24 protein-coding genes and 2 tRNA genes are annotated in these 18691 nt (G+C 56.2%); 4 read left to right on the top strand and 22 right to left on the bottom strand.

Going from position 1 to position 18691, the window contains the following annotated elements; genetic code table 11:
* Nucleotides 1-24 precede the first annotated feature (24 nt).
* The 12 genes from JXQ78_RS04025 to JXQ78_RS03970 all read right to left on the bottom strand — a co-directional run bounded on the left by JXQ78_RS04025 (nucleotide 25) and on the right by JXQ78_RS03970 (nucleotide 8104).
* Complete coding sequence (locus JXQ78_RS04025) at nucleotides 25-600, bottom strand: HemK2/MTQ2 family protein methyltransferase (RefSeq protein WP_330632193.1); 576 nt, start codon at nucleotides 598-600, stop codon at nucleotides 25-27.
* On the bottom strand, nucleotides 593-1444 hold the full coding sequence (rsmA, locus tag JXQ78_RS04020; protein ID WP_407934033.1) for a 16S rRNA (adenine(1518)-N(6)/adenine(1519)-N(6))-dimethyltransferase RsmA: 852 nt from the start codon (nucleotides 1442-1444) through the stop codon (nucleotides 593-595). Before rsmA ends, JXQ78_RS04025 begins: the two co-directional genes overlap by 8 nt.
* 45 nt (nucleotides 1445-1489) lie before the next feature.
* Nucleotides 1490-2059, bottom strand: coding sequence for a DUF655 domain-containing protein (locus JXQ78_RS04015; protein ID WP_330632191.1), 570 nt, complete (start codon nucleotides 2057-2059; stop codon nucleotides 1490-1492).
* A gap of 69 nt (nucleotides 2060-2128) precedes the next feature.
* Complete coding sequence (locus tag JXQ78_RS04010) at nucleotides 2129-2485, bottom strand: RNA polymerase Rpb4 family protein (RefSeq protein WP_330632190.1); 357 nt, start codon at nucleotides 2483-2485, stop codon at nucleotides 2129-2131.
* A complete protein-coding gene (locus JXQ78_RS04005) occupies nucleotides 2482-2772 on the bottom strand; it encodes a 50S ribosomal protein L21e (RefSeq protein ID WP_330632189.1) in 291 nt (96 codons plus the stop codon). Before JXQ78_RS04005 ends, JXQ78_RS04010 begins: the two co-directional genes overlap by 4 nt.
* A 124-nt stretch (nucleotides 2773-2896) precedes the next feature.
* Nucleotides 2897-3163 carry an elongation factor 1-beta gene (locus tag JXQ78_RS04000; protein WP_330632188.1) on the bottom strand — a complete coding sequence of 89 codons (267 nt, stop codon included), beginning with the start codon at nucleotides 3161-3163 and terminating at the stop codon, nucleotides 2897-2899.
* 5 nt (nucleotides 3164-3168) lie between these two features.
* Nucleotides 3169-3345, bottom strand: coding sequence for an HVO_2753 family zinc finger protein (locus tag JXQ78_RS03995; RefSeq protein ID WP_330632187.1), 177 nt, complete (start codon nucleotides 3343-3345; stop codon nucleotides 3169-3171).
* 64 nt (nucleotides 3346-3409) lie between these two features.
* Nucleotides 3410-4816, bottom strand: a complete 1407-nt coding sequence (locus JXQ78_RS03990) for a zinc ribbon domain-containing protein (protein ID WP_330632186.1) — start codon at nucleotides 4814-4816, stop codon at nucleotides 3410-3412.
* Nucleotides 4813-6000, bottom strand: coding sequence for a thiolase domain-containing protein (locus JXQ78_RS03985; protein WP_330632185.1), 1188 nt, complete (start codon nucleotides 5998-6000; stop codon nucleotides 4813-4815). The genes JXQ78_RS03990 and JXQ78_RS03985 overlap by 4 nt, the downstream gene beginning before the upstream one ends.
* 284 nt (nucleotides 6001-6284) lie before the next feature.
* On the bottom strand, nucleotides 6285-6419 hold the full coding sequence (locus JXQ78_RS03980) for a VOC family protein (RefSeq protein WP_330632184.1): 135 nt from the start codon (nucleotides 6417-6419) through the stop codon (nucleotides 6285-6287).
* Nucleotides 6420-6668: 249 nt separating this feature from the next.
* Nucleotides 6669-7799, bottom strand: coding sequence for an acyltransferase (locus JXQ78_RS03975; protein WP_330632183.1), 1131 nt, complete (start codon nucleotides 7797-7799; stop codon nucleotides 6669-6671).
* Between the two features lie 221 nt (nucleotides 7800-8020).
* Nucleotides 8021-8104, bottom strand: a tRNA-Leu gene (locus JXQ78_RS03970).
* Nucleotides 8105-8191: 87 nt separating this feature from the next.
* Here JXQ78_RS03970 and JXQ78_RS03965 point away from each other — a divergent pair.
* Complete coding sequence (locus tag JXQ78_RS03965; protein ID WP_330632182.1) at nucleotides 8192-8500, top strand: cyclin family protein; 309 nt, start codon at nucleotides 8192-8194, stop codon at nucleotides 8498-8500.
* Between the two features lies 1 nt (nucleotide 8501).
* Here JXQ78_RS03965 and JXQ78_RS03960 read toward each other — a convergent pair whose 3' ends face one another.
* The 7 genes from JXQ78_RS03960 to cyaB form a co-directional block, all read right to left on the bottom strand.
* Nucleotides 8502-8996, bottom strand: a complete 495-nt coding sequence (locus JXQ78_RS03960; RefSeq protein ID WP_330632181.1) for a phosphopantetheine adenylyltransferase — start codon at nucleotides 8994-8996, stop codon at nucleotides 8502-8504.
* Between the two features lie 114 nt (nucleotides 8997-9110).
* Nucleotides 9111-9656 carry a helix-turn-helix domain-containing protein gene (locus JXQ78_RS03955; RefSeq protein WP_330632180.1) on the bottom strand — a complete coding sequence of 182 codons (546 nt, stop codon included), beginning with the start codon at nucleotides 9654-9656 and terminating at the stop codon, nucleotides 9111-9113.
* Nucleotides 9657-9752: 96 nt separating this feature from the next.
* Nucleotides 9753-10889: a glutamate--cysteine ligase gene (locus JXQ78_RS03950; RefSeq protein WP_330632179.1), complete on the bottom strand. Its 1137-nt coding sequence runs from the start codon at nucleotides 10887-10889 to the stop codon at nucleotides 9753-9755.
* A 31-nt stretch (nucleotides 10890-10920) separates the two neighbouring features.
* Nucleotides 10921-11793 (bottom strand): alpha/beta fold hydrolase, encoded by an 873-nt coding sequence (locus tag JXQ78_RS03945; protein WP_330632178.1) that lies wholly within the window; start codon nucleotides 11791-11793, stop codon nucleotides 10921-10923.
* 2 nt (nucleotides 11794-11795) lie between these two features.
* On the bottom strand, nucleotides 11796-12263 hold the full coding sequence (locus JXQ78_RS03940) for a DUF5804 family protein (RefSeq protein WP_330632177.1): 468 nt from the start codon (nucleotides 12261-12263) through the stop codon (nucleotides 11796-11798).
* Between the two features lie 57 nt (nucleotides 12264-12320).
* Nucleotides 12321-13526 carry a methionine adenosyltransferase gene (locus tag JXQ78_RS03935; RefSeq protein ID WP_330632176.1) on the bottom strand — a complete coding sequence of 402 codons (1206 nt, stop codon included), beginning with the start codon at nucleotides 13524-13526 and terminating at the stop codon, nucleotides 12321-12323.
* 70 nt (nucleotides 13527-13596) lie between these two features.
* On the bottom strand, nucleotides 13597-14136 hold the full coding sequence (gene cyaB / locus JXQ78_RS03930; protein WP_330632175.1) for a class IV adenylate cyclase: 540 nt from the start codon (nucleotides 14134-14136) through the stop codon (nucleotides 13597-13599).
* Between the two features lie 108 nt (nucleotides 14137-14244).
* Here cyaB and JXQ78_RS03925 point away from each other — a divergent pair, with 108 nt between their 5' ends.
* Nucleotides 14245-15198, top strand: coding sequence for an FKBP-type peptidyl-prolyl cis-trans isomerase (locus JXQ78_RS03925; RefSeq protein ID WP_330632174.1), 954 nt, complete (start codon nucleotides 14245-14247; stop codon nucleotides 15196-15198).
* An 11-nt stretch (nucleotides 15199-15209) separates the two neighbouring features.
* On the opposite strand, the gene JXQ78_RS03920 is transcribed toward JXQ78_RS03925, so the two are convergent.
* The 3 genes from JXQ78_RS03920 to JXQ78_RS03910 form a co-directional block, all read right to left on the bottom strand.
* Nucleotides 15210-16277, bottom strand: a complete 1068-nt coding sequence (locus JXQ78_RS03920; RefSeq protein WP_330632850.1) for an MFS transporter — start codon at nucleotides 16275-16277, stop codon at nucleotides 15210-15212.
* Nucleotides 16278-16286: 9 nt separating this feature from the next.
* Entirely contained in the window at nucleotides 16287-16454 is a 168-nt protein-coding gene (locus JXQ78_RS03915) for a hypothetical protein (protein ID WP_330632173.1), read from the bottom strand.
* Nucleotides 16455-16545: 91 nt separating this feature from the next.
* Nucleotides 16546-17430 (bottom strand): winged helix-turn-helix domain-containing protein, encoded by an 885-nt coding sequence (locus tag JXQ78_RS03910; RefSeq protein ID WP_330632172.1) that lies wholly within the window; start codon nucleotides 17428-17430, stop codon nucleotides 16546-16548.
* A gap of 95 nt (nucleotides 17431-17525) precedes the next feature.
* On the opposite strand from JXQ78_RS03910, the gene JXQ78_RS03905 reads away from it, so the two are divergent.
* Together JXQ78_RS03905 and JXQ78_RS03900 are read left to right on the top strand one after the other, a co-directional pair.
* Nucleotides 17526-18014, top strand: a complete 489-nt coding sequence (locus JXQ78_RS03905; protein WP_330632171.1) for an FxsA family protein — start codon at nucleotides 17526-17528, stop codon at nucleotides 18012-18014.
* A gap of 83 nt (nucleotides 18015-18097) precedes the next feature.
* Nucleotides 18098-18171, top strand: a tRNA-Ile gene (locus tag JXQ78_RS03900).
* The last annotated feature ends 520 nt before the right edge of the window (nucleotides 18172-18691 follow it).

Raw genomic sequence — 18691 nt, 5'->3', positions numbered from 1 at the left:
CACAAATAATATTTTCTACTCCGTCTAATGTTTCTGGGTAATTTTTAGTACCGTTAGCGTTTCGAACGGGACGGGCTCTTCGGCAATCGTTTCGACCAGGAGGTCGAATTCTGCAGCTCGTTCGGTGATTGCATCGATTCCAGTGAGCGTACTGACGAGGAGATAGGCTCGGCCATCATCAGTTAACAGCCTCGGGAGCTCTTCGAGCAGTGGATTGACGAGAGCACGCCCGTCTGGACCACCGGAGAGGGCATACTCCATCCAGTCATCGAATTCGTCGTCGGGATCCGTGGGGAGATACGGCGGGTTACAGACGACAACGTCGAACTGGCCCTTGATCGCGTCGGCAATGTCGGTTCGGACCACCTCAATCTGCTTGTCGGCCGCACTCCGACAGGCGTGGGGATTGATATCAGTTGCAACGACGGTTGCGCCCGTCTTCTCGACGATTTGGCTGGCGACGTAACCGCTTCCAGTTCCGATCTCGAGGACACGGTCTGTCGGACTAATTCTGTCAGTGACAGTCGTTGCCAACAGCTGTGAGTCCTCGGCGGGCTGATACACCTGCTCGTGTTCCAGTCGTTCACGAGGATTACTCATTGGTGGCACGCTGTGGATCACCGGTGTCGTAAGCAACTGACGACAGTTCTGCAAATAGTTCAGGTGACAGTTTCGCGGGTCGCCGACCGAGCAGATCCTCATCGACAGCCTCAAGCACGGCTGTGGCGTCTTGAATCGAGGAAATGTGCGTGGTGTTGCGAATGGCGTTGCGTAGTGTTTTTCGGCGCTGAGTGAACACTGCGGTGACGAACTGTAAGAAAAACGCATCGTCAGGTACTGAGTACTCTGGTGTACGCGGCGTGAGCCGAACAATGGCGCTCTGCACCGCCGGTTGTGGTGAGAACGCTTGGCGAGGCACTGGCTCGACGATCTCGCTGTCGGCGTAATGTCCCGCGGTAACCGACAGTCGGCCGTAGTCGCCTGTGTCGTGGTCGGCGACCAGTCGGTCAGCGAACTCCCGCTGTACCATCACGACGAGTGGAACCGACTCTACGAGCAACTGAAAGAGAATTTCGCTCGATGCGCTATAGGGGAGATTCGACACGGAAGCGGTGGCCGACTCCGGGAACGTCATCTCCAGTACGTCGCCCTCACGGACGGTCAACTGATCTGTGGCGATCGCGTTGGCGAACTCCTCGCGCAGAAACTCGACCAGGCGCGGATCTCGTTCGATCGCTGTCACGTGATCGGCGACAGTGAGCAGCCGATCGGTCAATCCACCCGTTCCCGCACCGATTTCGACGACATGGCTCGTGTCGGCGTCGGTCGGCAGATGTGATGGCAGTCGGTCGAGTACGCGATCGTCGATCAAAAAATGTTGATCGGCGGCCGGATCACCGGTGAGTCCAGCCCGTTCGATGAGCGCGTCGGGGTCTCGAGACATCGTCATTGACCATCCTACGCCCTCGGCGCGTATACCGCCCTCGCTCTATTCCTCGCTCGAAACGCCAACGAACGACCGGTACTTCAGATCCGCCTCTCTCAGCTCCTCGTGAATCCGCTCGATGAGCGTCGCTCGCGGATTGTGAAGCCCGGAAACGCGGTCCTCGAGGTCGTCGAAGTCCTCGAACGGAGCGCGCTTTCGCTCCTCGAGAATCGTGTTTCTGAGCTTCTTGCCGATTCCCGGAAGGAGATTCAGCTGATGGAGTCTGAGCGTTATCGGCTGGGCGTCGTTGTAGTAGTTGACGAACCGCTTTTCGTCCTCGTCGATGATCGTCTCGATGGCGTACTCGATCTCGGAGCTCGCACTCGAAGTGAGATCGTCGTAGTCGATCGCCCGACAGCGATCAATCTGCTCGCCGTCACGGTCGATCACGTCACCGATCGAGATCGACGCCTCCTCACTGAGCACACACTCATAGAGCTCGAACGCATCGACGCCGAGCACCTGTGCCAGCGCGGGCTTTTTGTACTGGGGGCGGTCGTCGTCTGGCCGACCGTGTGGAAGGTAATCGAGGACCACCACGCGTGCAGTCTGCTCGGTTTCGACAGTACTCATAGACGGTACAATGTGTACCACATACTTAAGTCAACTACCCTAAAAACGGATATCAAACCGACGGAGGAGTTAGCTGTATTTGGCGACCGTGTTGAGAACCGCATCGAGCTCCTCACCGGAAAGCGAGTACCGTTCCTGTGCGTAGATCGCCCGGAGTTCGTCACGAGTCTGTGGAAGGAGATCCACGATTTTGAAGGCAGTTGCGGTGTCGACCTTCTCGTGCTCTTCGAGCTCTTCGGCGAGCTCTCTGGACTCTTCTGCCTCCAGTTGGGCAAATCGATTGACGTGTTCGATGGCTCGATGAAGCTCATACCGCATCTCCCGATCCTCATCGGTGGCTCGCTCTGCTTCGATCTCGGCGAGCAGCTCTTTCACCTCGGAGATCGTGAGGTGTTCTTCTTCGAGCTTTTCTTTGAATATCGTCATCGCTGCCGGCGGAGATGTGCTGCGGTAGAGAGCAGGGTTTTTTCTTTCGAGCCGTCGGTGATCTTGACCTTGAACGATCGCCCCTGCGTGCCGACAATTTCGCCAGTTTTCCCGTTGAATCGCGGGTGGAAGCGGCCTTCGTTCACCGATGGGTCGATTTTGAGATGGACTTTTTCTCCGTTCTCGAACTGCTCAACGCGTTTTTGTGGCGCTGACGTGCCCCGATCTCGGGGATCGTTCGAGAGCTTGTTGCGTGTACCGTTGAGTGGTCCATTGGAACTCGGCATTTGCTGTACGTTTTCCGGTGAGAGATATAAAAGGTGCGTTCTCGACCCGCTGACCGACCCATTAGCACGCGAGCGCCTGGCAGGGCTCTCGCTCTGCGTGATAGCTCGCGAAAAGGGACGTTCTTTAGATGCGTCCAACGTTCTCGACGGTAACACTCTCGACACCGTCGACCTCTGCAAACGCTTCTTCGACGACTTCCGTGCCACCCGAGTCATCAGGCACGATCACAGTGGGCACGAGTGCAACCAGTCCGAACGCCACGTCGTCGCGCTCGAAGCCGTTGATTTTGGCACCCTCAGAGAGTGACTGCTCGAGTCGCTCCTGGAGCTCGTCGAGATCGATTTCGGGGCTTTCCGGCATAACCGTCAGTTTGGCAGCAACTTTTCCCATGGTGTTCAGGGGCCAGTGAAACCGCAGTCAGGACACTCATAGAGGTTACTCTGCTTGCGACAGCGCTCACACCGGTGGAGCCCGTGGCCACACTCCGGACAGTCGAATGATGCCGCACTCAGTCCGGCGATGTTGATGCCACAGGAGGTGCATTTACGCTTGGTTTGCTGTTCTGCGCTCATATCCGTCGTGAGTGGACGACGTGGTATAATTGTTGTTAAACGCCGGCTTAGATCGTGCGACCCGTCATCGTTCCGCATTCGTTGGGGCGAATTTCACACCATAGCGCGGGACACCCTCCTGGGTGTATATGTGCCTGATAACTGGTTTAACACGCTCACCGACGCCAGCGGTTGTAGTGAGCTGTGCCGGAAGACTCACGGATCGGCCATCTATGGAGAGCGCAACGATGGCGACATCGAACGCCCCCTGCTGGGCCTGTTGGGTTGCGAATTCGGGTGGTGCACCGCCGCGATTGATCGTCGTAACGGTTTCGATCGTCCCTGTCGTCCAGCAATCGACCGGCTCGTATGAGACGAGTTCATGGCACCGGAGACACGCTCCGTCTGGCGGGAACACGAGCGCATCACAGTTGGGACACACGCCTGCGACCAGTCGGTGGCGCTGTGGAATCGATCGCTGCCAGGTTGGGACAGAGACGTGGGCCGCGCCGGTGTCGATCGCTGGTGTTGTGATTGCTTCACGGCGACGGAGGTAGGCTGCATAGGAGAGCTGTTGTGCTGTCGAACCCGCTTCGGTCACTGGCACGGCTCCTGTGTGCTCAATCCTGAGGACGTCAGCACCCACACCTCCACCGAACGAGGCGCCGATAATCGTTTTGCAATCGTCAGACAGGGCACGAGTGAGCCCCAGCGGAACGCTCGCTGCACCAGTGTCACCCAGTTCGTGGACGGTTTCAACGCGTTTGATTGTTGCAGGATCGACCCCGAGTGAGTCTGCGACACGGTACGGTCGCTTTCCGTTCGGTGCTTGCACTGCAACAGCGTCGGCGTCAGCCGTGGTGATTGATTCACCAGCTCCTGCGATCGCATCGATAAACGCCCTCCGTTCGTACTGTCCGATATCGAGTCCGTGATTGTGCTTTTCGTCTGGTTGTCGGAATCGAACACCTGGTTTGGGCGATTCGTAGCTGCTGGCGTCGGTAATCGGTGCGTTCCCATTGGGCGCAAGAACGAACGCTGTGGCACCCGCGCCCGCAGCATGGCCCAGCTGGTCGTCTGGTGCGCCATCCGGACAGTCAGACACGACCACGAGTGCTGTTCGGTCCGCAGGGGCTTCAAGTAGCAACCGTGTACCAGCTCGTGTCGAATCCGTCACCGACAACGATGGGATCTGGTGGTCGATTGCCAGCATTGATTTCAGCCGTGGGGTCAGTGCCTCCTCTTTGATCGGTGGGGTTGTCGTGGCCCATCCCAGCCAGTCGATCATTTCGCCCTCGATTGATGCTGCGGTGAGCGCGTGCCGGCCCGCTTCAGCGGCCATCGTCAACGCGTCTTCGTCAGCGTCGGGCACTGCTTTCGATTTGATTCCTGGTGCGTCGAACGATCCCCATGCCTGCTCGAACGCGTCTGCATTGATCCTGAGTGAGGGAGTATAGCTTGCTGCTGCGCGAATCGTTGGGAGTCCACTCATCGACGATCACCGTCCGTCGCTCGCTCTCGTTCAAAAATGTGTACCACCGCCGCGCCGCCACTCCCACCGACGTTGTGTGTCAGCCCGTATGTTGGTGTCTCAAGTTGGCGTTCACCGGCGGTCCCTGAGAGTTGCTTGAAGGCTTCGACGACCTGCCCTGTTCCGGTTGCACCGATCGGATGGCCTTTCGATTTCAGTCCGCCCGAGGTGTTGACTGGGAGCGTGCCGTCGCGTGCGGTATCGCCGTGTTCGATCATCGCTCCTGCATTGCCGGGCTGGCAGAATCCAAGATCCTCGTATGCCAGCAGCTCAGCGATCTCGAAACAATCATGGACCTCCGCGAAATCGAGTGCCGTTGGATCGATATCTGCCATTGCGTACGCGTCCGCACCTGCCCGCTTTGAGGCTGGAATCGATGTGTACGTTGGTCGCTGGAATAGTCCAACGCTGTCACTGGCTGCTCCCACGCCAGCGATTCGAATTGGCTCATCAGTGAACTGCTTGACAACGTCTTCGCTGACGACCAGTGCGCAAGCTGCTCCATCGGAGGTCGGACAGCAGTGGTACAGATTCAACGGCGCAGCGACCGTCGGTGCATTCTCGGCGTCTTCGAGGGTGCATTCGAATCTCAGCTGTGCGTGTGGGTTGTCTGCGCCGTTCGAGTGATTTTTCACTGCCACACGCGAGAGCTGTTCGGTCGTCGTGTCGTACTGTTCCATATGCGCTCGGGCCATCTGGGCGTAGACGCCCGCAAACGTCGTCCCGGAGAGTCGCTCCCATTCGGTTTCACCACTAACTCCCAGCCAGAACCGGACCGAATCGCCAGAAACGTCGGTCATGATCTCGACGCCGCCAGCGAGCACTACGTCTGCCATCCCGGATTTCACTGCCATCACGGCCTGGCGGACGGCATAACCCCCCGCCGCACAGGCGTTTTCGACACGTGTGCACGGAATTCCGTGGAGTCCGAGGTGTTCAGTCACTGCGGGACCCGATAGGCCTAGCTGTCGTCCGCCCACACCGAGTGTCCCAATTACCGCCTCGTCGATCAACTCTGGATCGAGTCCGTTCGGAACGCTGTCGATTGCGTCCTCGTAGGCCGTTCGAAACAACGACCGGTAGCTTTCGTCGGGAAACGAGCCGAAATCGGACTGGCCGGCCCCAACGAGATACGCTTCGGGCATGGATGCTCGTGGGTGACGGGGACACTACTGTGCTCCGGTTGCGTGTGTTTTGTCGATGTGCAGGTTCCAGGGCCCAGTCTACTCCTGCTGTTCAGTATCGATCCGCGCAGTGAGTTGGACGGTTACTCCTTCTGGACGCGGATATGGCAGAGTCGATGGGCGTTTTTATACGTCGCGATAGCCAGAACGGTTTGCTGGTGATGGGTCAGTGTCACTGTCGTAGGCTGAGGTATGGTATTTGACGAGTTCGAGCGTGGCGCTACCGTTCGGTGCTCGAACCCTCACTACCTCCGCTTTAACCCCTCAGGCCCGTTGATCGTATCTACAGCCGCTCCCTCGACCAGCGTCTTTCCCTTGCGCTTGAATCCCAGAGTGAGGAAGAATTCGGTAACCACGTCAAGGTCATCGACGACGACCATATGATCGAATCGTGGTGTCTCTATGACTTTTACTCTATAGATATCTGTCTAATAATATCGTGATCGAGCACTCAGAGTTTTGCTGTAATTGGTTGAGCAACGATGGGACGTGGTGTAGCAAACCGAATGTCCAGTTGTCAGAATACTGCAGGAGGCCGAATTTGAACCACGGTCGCAGCAAGCTGCTCCACATTCTGTTGCACCGCAGAAAACCAAACTCCTTCTCACAAAGGACTCGGGTGCCGGTGGTCAGTCTGCTGTGACTTCTCTGTCTGAGCTCGTCGTCTGTAGCCGAGTGCGTAGATAGCCAAGCCAGGGAATATGGCTCCCACCAAGTTCGATGATTCGGAGCTTTGCCATGAGGAGATAGAGTCCTAACGAGAGAACATACACGACTGGCACAATGGCTATCTGCCACACAATGGTCGTCGTCGGATCAATACCAAACTGCGATGTAATGATAGTACTCAAAGAACTGAAAGCGTGAACCAGTGGGACGTGAAGAATAAAGATCCCGACAGTGTACTCTCCAAGTTCCGGCAAAATCGTCCCTTTCCCGAGATCTGGATTCGAGAGTGCGTAGACGAAGAGTGAGAATACCAGGAGCGTTGTTGAAATAGTGTATTCGGTCCAGTAAATGTTTCCAAGATCGACTCCGCGAATAAGATACGCAATGGCATACTGTTCAAGGAGCTGAGCAACGAGTAAAACACAAAAGGCACCCAGATAGAGGCGACTACGCTCCTCATCAACGGTCCAGTCGGTCGATCGAATATGGAATCCAAGCGCAACGTAGAAGAATCCGAAGAATAGCGCATCTCGAGTTGGACGCGAAATCTCAAAAATCATCGGATAGTTTTGTGTTAGAATACCAAGAACGTGAAAAACCGCTGCGATTGGGAGGATATACCGACTTTTACCGATAGATACGAACAATGATATGAAGACAAGACTGTAAATCAGTGCGGTTAGAAACCAGAGGTGAGTAGATACTGAATCACCATAGTACAGCATATCAAGAATCATATTGTTTGTTAAGATATTCTGGACAATTGGAGCCACAACTGGTTTGTCAAGTATCAATCGAACACTTGCAAGTAGTGCAACTGACCAGAGTACACCAAACAGATACAGTGATCCCAGCTTTCGAGCTACTTTAGTCACATATGTTCTAACATTATCTGAGTCAACTTTCTTCGCAAAGAAATATCCAGAAGCAACAAAGAAAAATGGAACATCAAACTGACCAATAGTGTCCAGTATAAAGAAAATGTAGTTTCCGTAGCTATTGAGGCCCTTGAATGGCATAGCGTGTGCTAGTATTACAAAAAATATAGCAATCGTACGCAAACTATCGATACTATGAATTCTCTTTGACATCTGTCTTTCTTATAGTTCTTTTCCAGTACTATTTATAACAGTTGCCATTCGCAAACGGAATCTCGAAAATGGGTTTCGACAGTACGAGTTCCGACTTATTTTCCGATGTGTTTATTCACGCTGTATATCACAGTGTCGGACCGGATTTGAACCACGGTCGCAGCAAGCTGCTCCCTGATTCAAATCCGGTCCCACTCCGTTCACTCACGGTGTTCGTTCACTGCGTGGGACCGGATTTGAACCGGCGGACTCCTACGAGACAGCGTCCTAAGCGCTGCGCCGTTTCCTGGCTTGGCTACCCACGCGCATCAGACCGTACTGCAAGCGATAGAAAAAGTCTGTCGTTCCGTCCAGCACAATGTATTTGTCTATCGACTCCCCACCTCGAACAGATGTACCGAGCCCGCGAACAGCTCGAAAACGACCGCTGGATCGCCGACATCGAACGGGGGGCCAAACAGCTCTCGCTCTCGAGTGCGACGGTTTCACGCGCTGTCGATCTCTTTCTCTCGACAGTGCCTGAAGACAATCGGTCGAAACGCGCGTGTGCTGCAGCCAGTCTCTACGCTGGCGCGCTCATCACCGGCGAGCGCCGCTCACAGTCGGCGGTTGCTGACGCGATGGATGTCGCCAGGCTCACGGTTCAACAGCGCTGGAAAACACTCATCGAAGACGCCGGACTCAAACCACCACGCTGGTGACTCACTCCGCTTCGAAATTCTCGCGTCCGGTCCGCTCGGGCGTCACGTTGCCGTGTTCGTCGATTTCACCCTTTACAATCCGCGTGCTCGAAATCCGCTCGCCATCCTCGGCGGCAAGATGATCGACAATGACAATCTCCAGCGGCGCTACGCCACGCTCCTCTCGGATCTCGTTGATCGTCGATGCCGTCGTCTTGGTCTCCGGTGAAACGATTAAATAATCGAACTGAGCCTCCGTCGCGATCCCAGTTGGGGAATCGAGCCGACGCACTGCAAACTCCTGGTCGTACTCAGCGGCGATAGCGCGTAACTCCGACTCAAGCGCGGCCTTGCGCTCGTCGAACGGACGGACGTACCGCTGTTCATTGCGCGTTTTTGGGGCCAGCTCGTCGCTCGTCAACCCAACCGTTACGTCGCCAAGCTGAAACGCTCGATCGAACAGCTTTCGGTGACCGTCGTGAATCGGATCGAACGTCCCCCCGAGCGCGACTTCCATATATCCGAACGAGGAACGCCCGTGGCTTATGGGCTTCGGCTCAGAGAACGCTGACAGTCGGACTTTCCGTGTGACAAAAATTTGTGTACGACGAAAAACAGTGGATTCGACGCTTCAAGAGCCTTCGCCGCGCTCATCGTCTGCAATCGTCACCGACACCGGTACAGATTCTTCTATATTGGTCCGATCAATCGAAATTGACCGATCGAGGTTCGAAGACGTCCGGTCCTCAGCCACTCCGAGCAACTCATCGAGCCGAAACACCGTGTTCAGCCGCTCCTGAATCGTATCAGCGGCATCGAGAACAACCTGCTCTGGCGAAATTGCCTCATAAATGTACGTACTCCCCTCGACGCCATTGAGCGGCTCCTCGTTACGCATGACTGTCCCCTCATCGACTAACACCGCGAGCGTCTCGCGGACCGTACTGGGATACAGCCCCGTTCCAGTCGCAATCGCCTCGCTCGTAACCCCCGGCTGCTGGCGCAAATACAGATATATTCTGGCCCTGGTGTCCGTTTCGAGTATCCACGCCAGTATCTCTACCAGTGATTCGTCAATCTCGCCAGTGGCAGAACTCCCCCGTATGCGAGTCTGCACTGACTCATCGGAGAATCCATCATTAATCCTACATTTATCGGCCGTGTTATTGGGGGACATGGAGCAACCACCGTACGTGCTGTGGAATCTCACGGATATAAAACCTTCCTTGCTGGTCGATTCACAGCCACTCAGCGAGATTATATCAATCTTTCATTAAATAATCAACGATCGACAAAGCTCGTCGATACCGTGTTCTTCGAGAATGCGCCGCTGGCGGTTTGCCCCGCTTTCCTGTTCGTAGAGGTCACGAATTCCACTGATTCCGAGCCGCTGGGCCTCTCGGTCGACGAGCTCTCCGAGTCCGACAACGTCGGAACCGTTGCGATCGATGAACGAGGCGTCGTGTCCGTGACGGATTGCTCGCCATTTGTTCTCGTCCAGGGTTTCCCTGCGGTGGTTGGCTGATTGCTGGTGGTGCTCTCCGTCTTCATATCTGGCCGCGAGATCCATGACGAGTGCGTGGGTGTATTCGACGAACGCGACGACATTTTCGGGGTCGCCCTGTGCGTCTGGGGTTCGCACTTCGACCGTTCCATGAACGGAGTGTGGTCGAACTTCATACCAGAGCTCGCCCCGGTCGTTGATCGAACCGGTTTCGAGCATCGTCCGTTCAAGCGCGAGATAGTCGTCGAAATCGTCAAATCGGGTCGGCATACCGGTGTTCGGCAATCCTTCAAAGATCTTTGCACGCGCTGAGGCCAATCCTGTATCGTAGCCGTTCCAGTACGGAGAATTTGCGGATAGCGCCAACATGATTGGGAGATGCCACCGGAGGCGATTGGCGATCCACGTCGCTTTATCGGCGTCATCGACACCAACGTGAACGTGGAGTCCTGTGGTCGTGTTTCGATGTTGTGGATACTGAATGCGCTCAAGCTGCGACCGATACCGTGGTTTCTCTGCGTGTTCGAGTTCGCGCCACAGGGCTGCCGGATGAAGCCCGGCGGCCCCAATCGAGAACCCGTGCTCTGTGGCGTGATCGACCAGTGCTGAGCGAACCGCTCTGAGCGTCTTGGAGACTTCATCTACCCCATCGAGCGTGGGTGTCTGTGTTTCGATCACGCATTTGAACAGCTCGTGATCGAGTCGATCAGTGAGAATCTCGGGTGGAGTACTCTCATAAACAAGCTCGTCAGTTCCCGCCGTCGGCCGCCCTGAATCGTCAACGACGTAAAACTCTTCTTCGATGCCGATCGTACCAAGGCGATCGAACGCGTCCGCTGAGCCGATCTCGGGAACGCCGGTGGCCGATCGGGCCGGTGAATCATCACCACTCCGCTCCGTACTCATACTCGGACTCATTTCTCCGGTGGATAAACACTTACTCTCCACGATTGGCCGTCGCCGTCCCGAGAAAGGATTCGAGTGTTTCGATGAGCGAATCCGGCCGTTCACGTGGCGTCCAGTGGCCACACGGCGAAAATACCGTCAGCTCACTCTCTGGAGTCAGCCGATGCGCCCGTCTGGACCAATCAACCGGAACGAGACGGTCTTCTTCGCCATGGACGTAACACACCGGCATAGAGAGCTCTCCGAGCCGATCTCGATAATCGGTTTGGAGCGTCCCGCCACGGAGTTCCTTTCGCTGGACGGACTGCCACGCTTTGGTGGCGTCTGATCGCTTGAGTTCAGTAAGCACGTCCTCAAGCAGCGCCTCTGAGCGATTGGCTGGATGAACGGCAAACCGGACGCTCGCGGCTGCAAGCTGGCGATTCTGCGCTATTGCCGACCAGAGCCAATCGAACGCTGGTGTGTGAACGAGTGTGGTGCTGAGGTGCCCGCCGGGAACTGCCGATCCGAGTCCGTAACTGTCGATCGCTATCAGCTTTCGAACCTGCTCTGGATTGGCGAGCGCGTCGCCAATCGCTATCGCGCCCCCCATCGATACGCCACAGAGCACTGGCGCGTCGAGTGTAAGCTGTTCACGAACATTCCCTAGCGTCTCGACATAGAAATCCAGGCTTGGCTCAAACGGCGGTGATGCACTTTCTCCGAATCCTGGCCAGTCCGGTGCGATCACGTGGTGTGTTTCTGCCAATCGTGGAATGATCGACCGCCAGGAAACCATTGCTGCGTCGAATCCCCCTCCGTGACAGAGAACGATCGATGGAGCGTCCGGATCGCCAGCTTCGAGATACGAGAGACAATGGGTGCCCAGTTCGAGTTGGCGTCTCGTTGTGATTTCCGTGGCCACGCTCAGTCACCCCACTCGGATTGGGTTACGTACACTGTCTCTGTCCGCTCTACTGGGCGAAGATCGTACTCCGGAACCGAGCCGTCGATCATGGTGGCGTACATCGGCTCGACCAGCTTCGGTGGTCCCTCTTGTAGCGGTTCGACGCCGAACACTTTCAGGTGTGGTCCAATGGTGTCTGGATCGGTTTCGTTTTCTCTGATGGCAATCGCCAGCGGTTTCGAGAGCCATTCGGTGTCCGTAATCGAGGGTTCACGGATGAGTACGTCGTCGGTGAACCGAACCAGATACCAGTTAAGATCGTTACAGAATGCGACCGCCGCACCGAGACTGATCGTCTGGATGGCGATTGTGTTCTCGTAGGGCTGTCTGAGCTGGTAGGTCGATAACGCCCGGCGTGCGGTCTGTCTGGAGAGTAGCTCCGTTCGGAGATCGTACTCCGGCTTGCCGAGGAGACAGACCGTCGTCATAGAATCGGCTTCACGCACCGTCCGTATAGCGGTTTCCCTTCGAGAGCTGTTCTACTTTCAGAATGTAGTGCGTTCTCCCGCGATAACCCGTTCGGTGAGCGACGTTACGTCGGCGAGCGCCTCGTCGATGATTGCCGTTACGTCGTCTTCAATGTCGCCAAGCGCCACGTCCGATTCAGTGACGACGGCGGCGTCAGCGACGTGTGGATGATCGATCGGCTGGCCGATCTGCGAGAGCAGTCGGATGCGGATCTCGCGAATCCCATCGACCTCATCGACAACACGGGTGGCAATCTCCGTCGAGAGCAGATTATAGATCTTGCCGATGTGGTTGACCGGATTCTTTCCGCTGGTGGCTTCCATGCTCATCGATCGATTCGGTGTGATCAGACCGTTCGCCCGGTTTCCTCGACCAACTGATCCGTCGTCACCCTGTTCGGCACTGGTGCCAGTGGTGGTCAGATAGATCGCTCCCTCCTCGTAGTCGTCTGCCGTGTTGACGTAGACAGAAACCTCCCGATCAGTGATCTCTGTTGCGAGTGACTTGACGAACGATTCGATCGCATCGATCGACGACCGATATCCCGTCATATCGTCGAGATGCCGGTCGACCAGTGCTGCTGCGACCGTCACGTCGATCTGATCGCCTTCGCGTTTTCCCATAACCTTCACGTCCGTTCCGATCTCGGGATGATCTGCGGCGAATTCGGTGTTGAGACGGCGTTCGGTGGTTTTGACGATCCGTTCGGTTTCGGTGAGCGGTGCGTGACCCACGCCAAAGCTTGTGTCGTTTGCCATCGGCACGGATTGTCCCTCGTCGCCGAACACCTCGCGTAGATCGCCGCTTCCCTCGCCCAGATCGACATCGATCACGATGTCTGTTCCGAGATCGAGTTCCGGCAGCTCCTTGCTGAGATACTCGCGTGCGGCTCGCAGTGCGATCGTCTCCGTCGGGATTGTCGTCCCCTGATACTCTCGCGTTGCTCGCCCGACGATCAACAGATAGATCGGTTCGGTTAGCTCTCCACCACCGAATGCAGGGACGGCCGACCCCGCAACGAGCTGTGTTTCGTCAGTGTTGTAGTGGAGCACGCGCCCCACTCGATCGATGTATTCACGTGCGAGCGTTGCCGAGACGTGTTCTGCTACGCCGTCACAGATGGAATCTGGGTGTCCAATCCCTTTGCGCTCGACGATTTCGACGGCCTGATCCTCAACGGCACGCCGACGCATCGGCTCGACCTGGATGTTCCGACTGCTCATTTTCGAGCTTTTGGCTATGACCGGTTCTATAACTTACGGAAACCTTCGCCGCTATTTTGATAACTAATAGTTATTTCAATAGTCCGAGATACGAAGTGGTGAGTTGTTCGTCCGGATCGAGCCCGAGTGAACGACAGTGTTCGAACGCTTGACTTCGTGCCGCAGGGACGGCTGCTTTCGATTCGACTGCCGTTTCGATCTCGACGAATTCGCCGAGGTCGGTGACGGCATCGAGCGTGATGGTGTACGCTTCGAGCCGGTATCGCCGTCGCAGTTTCTCGACGGTTGCTGCGGGCTCGAACCCGAGCGCGAGGAGTATTGCGTCCATGGTGGACGGCGCGTCGATCTCCATCTCGTGTTCGATGCGTGTTTTGGAGTTGTCGTCGATGCGCGGTCCTTTGTAGGTGAGCTGATGGATGAGTGTATCAGCGTCGCGGTTGTGTTCTCGGCGGATTCGCAGGGCTTCATCGGTGGCTTTGAAATCACGGTGAGGTGCGTCGTAGTAGGTATCGGTCTGCAGTACCCGCTCAAGGCGAGTGGCACCCTGTTCGTCCAGTTTCGAGCGGACCTCCTCGTGTGCAGCTTGCACTTTAATTTCAACTTCGTACACGGAACTACTCACCTGAGTTCGATAGATTGCATTTGGTGGCGTGAGTCGTTCGCACACTCCGTCATTGGAAACGTGACGGTTAAGGGCGTATCGGAAGACGTATTCATTATGACTGGAGAATCAGACGAGTCTGCAGAGGAGACCCAGGCGTCCGAGGAAGCAGCAGAAAGCACAGAGAACGGCCTTCAGGATGGCGATTTCGTCCGTCTCGCCTACACGGCACGAACTGTTGAAGACGGTTCGCTCGTCGATACGACCGACGAGGAAGTCGCTGAGGAGGAAGGCGTCGCCGACGAGGGGACGTTCGAGCCGCGCGTGATCGTTCTCGGCTCTGGACACATCTTCGAGGGCGTTGAGGAGGAGATCGAAGGGAGCGAGGTTGGTGACAGCGGATCGGTCACCGTCCCTGCCCCAGAGGCGTTCGGCGAGTACGACCAGGAGGAGGTCCGGACGGTCAGCACGGACAAGGTTCCCGAGGACGACCGCTATCCCGGAGCCGCAGTCCAGATCGACGGCCAGCAGGGCTATCTCGAGACGATCATTGGCGGCCGCGCACGCGTTGACTTCAATCACCCGCTCGCCGGTGACGACATCGAATACGAGTACGAGATCGTCGGAGAGGTTGAAGACGAACTTGAGCAGGCACAGGGCCTGATGAATATGTTCTTCGACATGGATCTCGACATGTTCATCGAGACTGACGAAGTCGAAGAAGAGCAGGTCGTCGAGAGCGACGATGATGATGAAGGTGAGCCTGAGACCGAAACCGTGACGGTCGAAAAGGAGACACTCTACATCGATTCGGACCCACAGCTGGCGATGAATCAGCAGTGGATGTTCCAGAAACAGCAGATCGCCCAGCAGCTGATCGATCAGGTTGGCATCGATCGCGTCATCGTCCAGGAAGTCATTGATGGCAACCCGATGGGTGGCATGGGCATGCCAGGAATGATGGGTGGCGGTGACCTCGAAGAGGCGCTCGAAGACGTTGACGTTGATGCCGACGAGATCGCTGAGGAACTCGACGAGGAAATCGACGCAGACGAGCCAACGACCGAATAGCGGCCGATTTCTCAGCTCGTTTTGTCGGCGAGTCCAAGAGTCATCTCATCGACGGTGTTGACCGCTGGGAGTCGCCTGAGTCGTGGGTGCAGACCAAACACCATGGCCGTGATCAGATTAGCGCCTGCCATCGCCACTAGCCCGATCGCCGGCGAAAACTGCGTTGCGAGCACGCCCCCGATCGCAGCACCGAGTGGAAGCAACAGCGTGCTCGTGGCGTTTCTGATAGCGATGATCCGACCGAGGCGGTCGTTTGCGACCCCGGTCTGAAACAGCGTCGCACCGAGCACTCCCACAGCGCCACTCGGTATGGTGCTCAGTCCGAACGCGATGATGATCAACCACACCGACGAACGCAGCAGGGCGACCACCAGCGCACCACAGCCAAGGAGACTCCCAACGATCCGCACCACGCCGTACGGAACCGTTTCGAGGCGTGGTCCGATGATGGTGCCGACGAATCGTCCGGCACCCATCGATCCGCCCAGCAGCCCGTAGACCCACGCACCGCCGTTGGCCGCTCCAAATGCTGGGAGCGTGACGATAACCACGCCGAATGCAAAATTTGCGATCACTGCCGGGCCCAATAGCCACGGAATCAGCGAGCCCCGAAGATAGGTGACACCAGCGGTGAGTGCTTCGATATACTGCTCGTCGTCGTTTTCGGAGCTATTGTCACCCTGTGGTTGAATCGAGAGTCCCCAGAAGGCCACGATGGCGATCACGAACGTCACGGCATCGAGAATAAATACACGGATTGTGCCACCAACGAGTGCGATCAATCCGCCGCTTACCGCATTGAAAATAGCGTCCACCCCCTGGTAGCTCATCGAAAACCAGGCGTTCGCACGAGCGAGTTGCGAATCGTCGACGATTCGTGGCAATACGGCGCTCTGGGCCGGATACACGATCTGGTTGCACAGTTCGAGTGTGCCCATTACGCCGATCAGCAGCCAGACGGTCAACAGCCCGTGCTGGTAGAGAGCGACGATCGTGAGCACACCGAGCAGCTGGAGTGTCTGCGTTCCGACCAGGAGCCGTCGGATCGCCACGCGATCGATCAGCGGTCCCAGCAACACTTGCAACGGCTACGCTGCGAACATAACGGCACCGGCAATCCCAGTGTACACAGAGGATCCGCTGAGTTCGTACACTAACCACATCGAGGCGATCGCGTAGATGCTATCGCCAGCGTTCGTAACGATCCGACCACACAACAACCGCAGATACGTCCGATTTTGCGTGAGCGATCCCATTGCCGTGATTGGGAGACATGGAATCTCAAATGTTTGTAGAATTATATTTCTATCGGGCTAGTTGTAGAACCGTGTTTCTGTCACTCTACTTTCAGTCTGTCCGTGTTTCGAGCAGTTCGAGCGATCTGTTCACGACGAATCGGTGGCGAGTATCATTAATCGTGAACGGGACTACAACCGCGAGCGGATCGGTAGCAGCGACTTCGGCACTCGTGGAATCGATCCCTGGAATTTCCCAGTTCAATCGATTTCGCAGATCGATACCGGCCTCGTAGTAGGCGCTGATCACCGCAGGATGGGTGAGGAGTGCGTACTGAAGGACGGACTGAAAGCGTTCGCCACAGTGTTCGCAGTTGTACAAAACGGTGGCTTCTAGATCGTCTCCGGTGAGCCAGTTGGGCGCGTCTTCGTCTGCTGGAATGACGACGCGTCGATTCAGTTCGGCGCTGCAGTTCGGACAGATTCCGTGTTCTGCGTCGGCCTGCATTCGTTTACACCACCGATCGATCGTCGTCGCCACTGAATCGGGAGAATCCCCCTCAAGCGATCCCGGTGGCAGCGACGCTTCGGTGTGTACCGCCGTGCAATCGTCACAGGCAATCTCGATTGTGCGATCGTCGAGCGAGGCGATGATATTGCCACCGCAACTCTGACAGCTTCCGTCGAGTGAGAGTTGAGTACACTCGAATCGCTCCGTTGCGACGCCCGACCGGACTGCTCCGACGAGGCGATGGCCCGCCACGGAGAGCTCATAGCCATCGTCGGTGTTGCTAACGAACGCTCCATCGAGCGTGCGAATGTGATAGTTAAACTGTCCGGGATCGTCGATCGAACTGGCGCTACGCAGCTCGCCGAACGAACATGGCGTCTCTGTGGTGGCCAACGCCTGGAGGATTTCGATACGGACCGGATGAGAGAGTTTTCCGAATACCTCTGCAGGTGTGGATTCGGAAACCACGAGTGAGCTTCCAGTCATGAATTCCGTTTATCACCACAGTGCCATCAATCGTCGGACGGCACGGCCGCCAGTCGAGCGCAACACGTTTGCGTCCGGACAGCATAGCTCGGTCCATGAAGCGGCTGATCGCGCTGCTGTTGCTCATTCCCCTGCTGGATATACTGCTGTTGCTCGTCGTGTCGACGGTCATTGGAGAAGTGGCGACGGTGTTGCTCGTCGTCCTGACCGCGCTGTTGGGAATGTTGCTCGTTCGGGCAGAAGGGAGACACACGCTCCGGCGGATCAACCGCAAGGTGGCTTCCGGTGGTGTCCCTGATGACGAACTGCTCGATGGCGCGCTGTTGATCGCTGCTGGCGCGTTTTTCTTAACGCCGGGACTGGTGACCGATCTCACTGGGCTGGTGCTGTCGTTGCCGCCAACGCGGTATCCTGTTCGAAAGCTCGTCAAACGGTTCGTCGTGACGCCGTATCTCGACGGGAAAACCGACGGTTTTGTCACTGGAACGGTGTACACCGGCGGGTTTCCGAACAGCAACGATGGGTCGACGATCGATCTCGGCGAAGACGATTACTCCGTTGAGGGCGACAATGGGAGCGATTAACGGTTGAGAGCGATTGACGACCATGTGGCTAGCGAAAAGAAACGCTTAAACAATACAGGGCAATACAGTAGAATGCGTACAACGGGCCGATAGCTCAGTTAGGTTGAGCGCTCGGCTGATAACCGGGAGGTCCGCGGTTCAAATCCGTGTCGGCCCATACTAGTTCTGTTCGGACTACATTCGAGTAGTTTCTGCACTCGACTAAAGGTCGAACTGTTCTCGTTCCCGCGAGCGGATTCTGAACCAGACAAGACACGCACAGCGCAGCGAGCATGTCTTGGCGAGGTTCAAATCCGTGTCGGCCCATGTTTTTACAACTCATTACTATTTGCTGTATTCTTCTCGATGGTATTGTATCTCGTTGGAGTACGCGGATTTAAAGCAGGGAAGGAAACGAACGAAGTGAGCCCTGGCGACTGGTTCTAGGACGGTCGACAGACAGGACTCAGTATGGACGCTATGGCTCAATTTTTCTGCACAATACAAACTCCAGAAATAGGCCTCAATCGGTTGGTTGCTCCGAAAGAATGGCATCTTTCGCCACACAATGATATCTAAATGATATAACTCCGAGTATAATGTAGAACCCAATGATAGCAGCAAACGACAGGGCCAAATGTATATCTGGTTGCAAATCAACCCAAACAATCGTTAAGAACAAACCCACAAGAAACGTA

It is taken from the genome of Halocatena halophila (assembly GCA_027563145.1).
Classification (GTDB): domain Archaea; phylum Halobacteriota; class Halobacteria; order Halobacteriales; family Haloarculaceae; genus Halocatena; species Halocatena halophila.
Note: the sequence above shows the minus strand (reverse complement) of the source record. Positions and strands in the feature narration are given on the sequence as shown.

Excerpts from the sequence above, each read along its gene's own strand:
- JXQ78_RS04025 (WP_330632193.1), bottom strand. The coding sequence starts at position 600 with ATGAGTAATCCTCGTGAACGACTGGAACACGAGCAGGTGTATCAGCCC.
- rsmA (WP_407934033.1), bottom strand. The coding sequence starts at position 1,444 with ATGTCTCGAGACCCCGACGCGCTCATCGAACGGGCTGGACTCACCGGT.
- JXQ78_RS04015 (WP_330632191.1), bottom strand. The coding sequence starts at position 2,059 with ATGAGTACTGTCGAAACCGAGCAGACTGCACGCGTGGTGGTCCTCGAT.
- JXQ78_RS04010 (WP_330632190.1), bottom strand. The coding sequence starts at position 2,485 with ATGACGATATTCAAAGAAAAGCTCGAAGAAGAACACCTCACGATCTCC.
- JXQ78_RS04005 (WP_330632189.1), bottom strand. The coding sequence starts at position 2,772 with ATGCCGAGTTCCAATGGACCACTCAACGGTACACGCAACAAGCTCTCG.
- JXQ78_RS04000 (WP_330632188.1), bottom strand. The coding sequence starts at position 3,163 with ATGGGAAAAGTTGCTGCCAAACTGACGGTTATGCCGGAAAGCCCCGAA.
- JXQ78_RS03995 (WP_330632187.1), bottom strand. The coding sequence starts at position 3,345 with ATGAGCGCAGAACAGCAAACCAAGCGTAAATGCACCTCCTGTGGCATC.
- JXQ78_RS03990 (WP_330632186.1), bottom strand. The coding sequence starts at position 4,816 with ATGAGTGGACTCCCAACGATTCGCGCAGCAGCAAGCTATACTCCCTCA.
- JXQ78_RS03985 (WP_330632185.1), bottom strand. The coding sequence starts at position 6,000 with ATGCCCGAAGCGTATCTCGTTGGGGCCGGCCAGTCCGATTTCGGCTCG.
- JXQ78_RS03980 (WP_330632184.1), bottom strand. The coding sequence starts at position 6,419 with ATGGTCGTCGTCGATGACCTTGACGTGGTTACCGAATTCTTCCTCACT.
- JXQ78_RS03975 (WP_330632183.1), bottom strand. The coding sequence starts at position 7,799 with ATGTCAAAGAGAATTCATAGTATCGATAGTTTGCGTACGATTGCTATA.
- JXQ78_RS03965 (WP_330632182.1), top strand. The coding sequence starts at position 8,192 with ATGTACCGAGCCCGCGAACAGCTCGAAAACGACCGCTGGATCGCCGAC.
- JXQ78_RS03960 (WP_330632181.1), bottom strand. The coding sequence starts at position 8,996 with ATGGAAGTCGCGCTCGGGGGGACGTTCGATCCGATTCACGACGGTCAC.
- JXQ78_RS03955 (WP_330632180.1), bottom strand. The coding sequence starts at position 9,656 with ATGTCCCCCAATAACACGGCCGATAAATGTAGGATTAATGATGGATTC.
- JXQ78_RS03950 (WP_330632179.1), bottom strand. The coding sequence starts at position 10,889 with ATGAGTACGGAGCGGAGTGGTGATGATTCACCGGCCCGATCGGCCACC.
- JXQ78_RS03940 (WP_330632177.1), bottom strand. The coding sequence starts at position 12,263 with ATGACGACGGTCTGTCTCCTCGGCAAGCCGGAGTACGATCTCCGAACG.
- JXQ78_RS03935 (WP_330632176.1), bottom strand. The coding sequence starts at position 13,526 with ATGAGCAGTCGGAACATCCAGGTCGAGCCGATGCGTCGGCGTGCCGTT.
- JXQ78_RS03925 (WP_330632174.1), top strand. The coding sequence starts at position 14,245 with ATGACTGGAGAATCAGACGAGTCTGCAGAGGAGACCCAGGCGTCCGAG.
- JXQ78_RS03915 (WP_330632173.1), bottom strand. The coding sequence starts at position 16,454 with ATGGGATCGCTCACGCAAAATCGGACGTATCTGCGGTTGTTGTGTGGT.
- JXQ78_RS03910 (WP_330632172.1), bottom strand. The coding sequence starts at position 17,430 with ATGACTGGAAGCTCACTCGTGGTTTCCGAATCCACACCTGCAGAGGTA.
- JXQ78_RS03905 (WP_330632171.1), top strand. The coding sequence starts at position 17,526 with ATGAAGCGGCTGATCGCGCTGCTGTTGCTCATTCCCCTGCTGGATATA.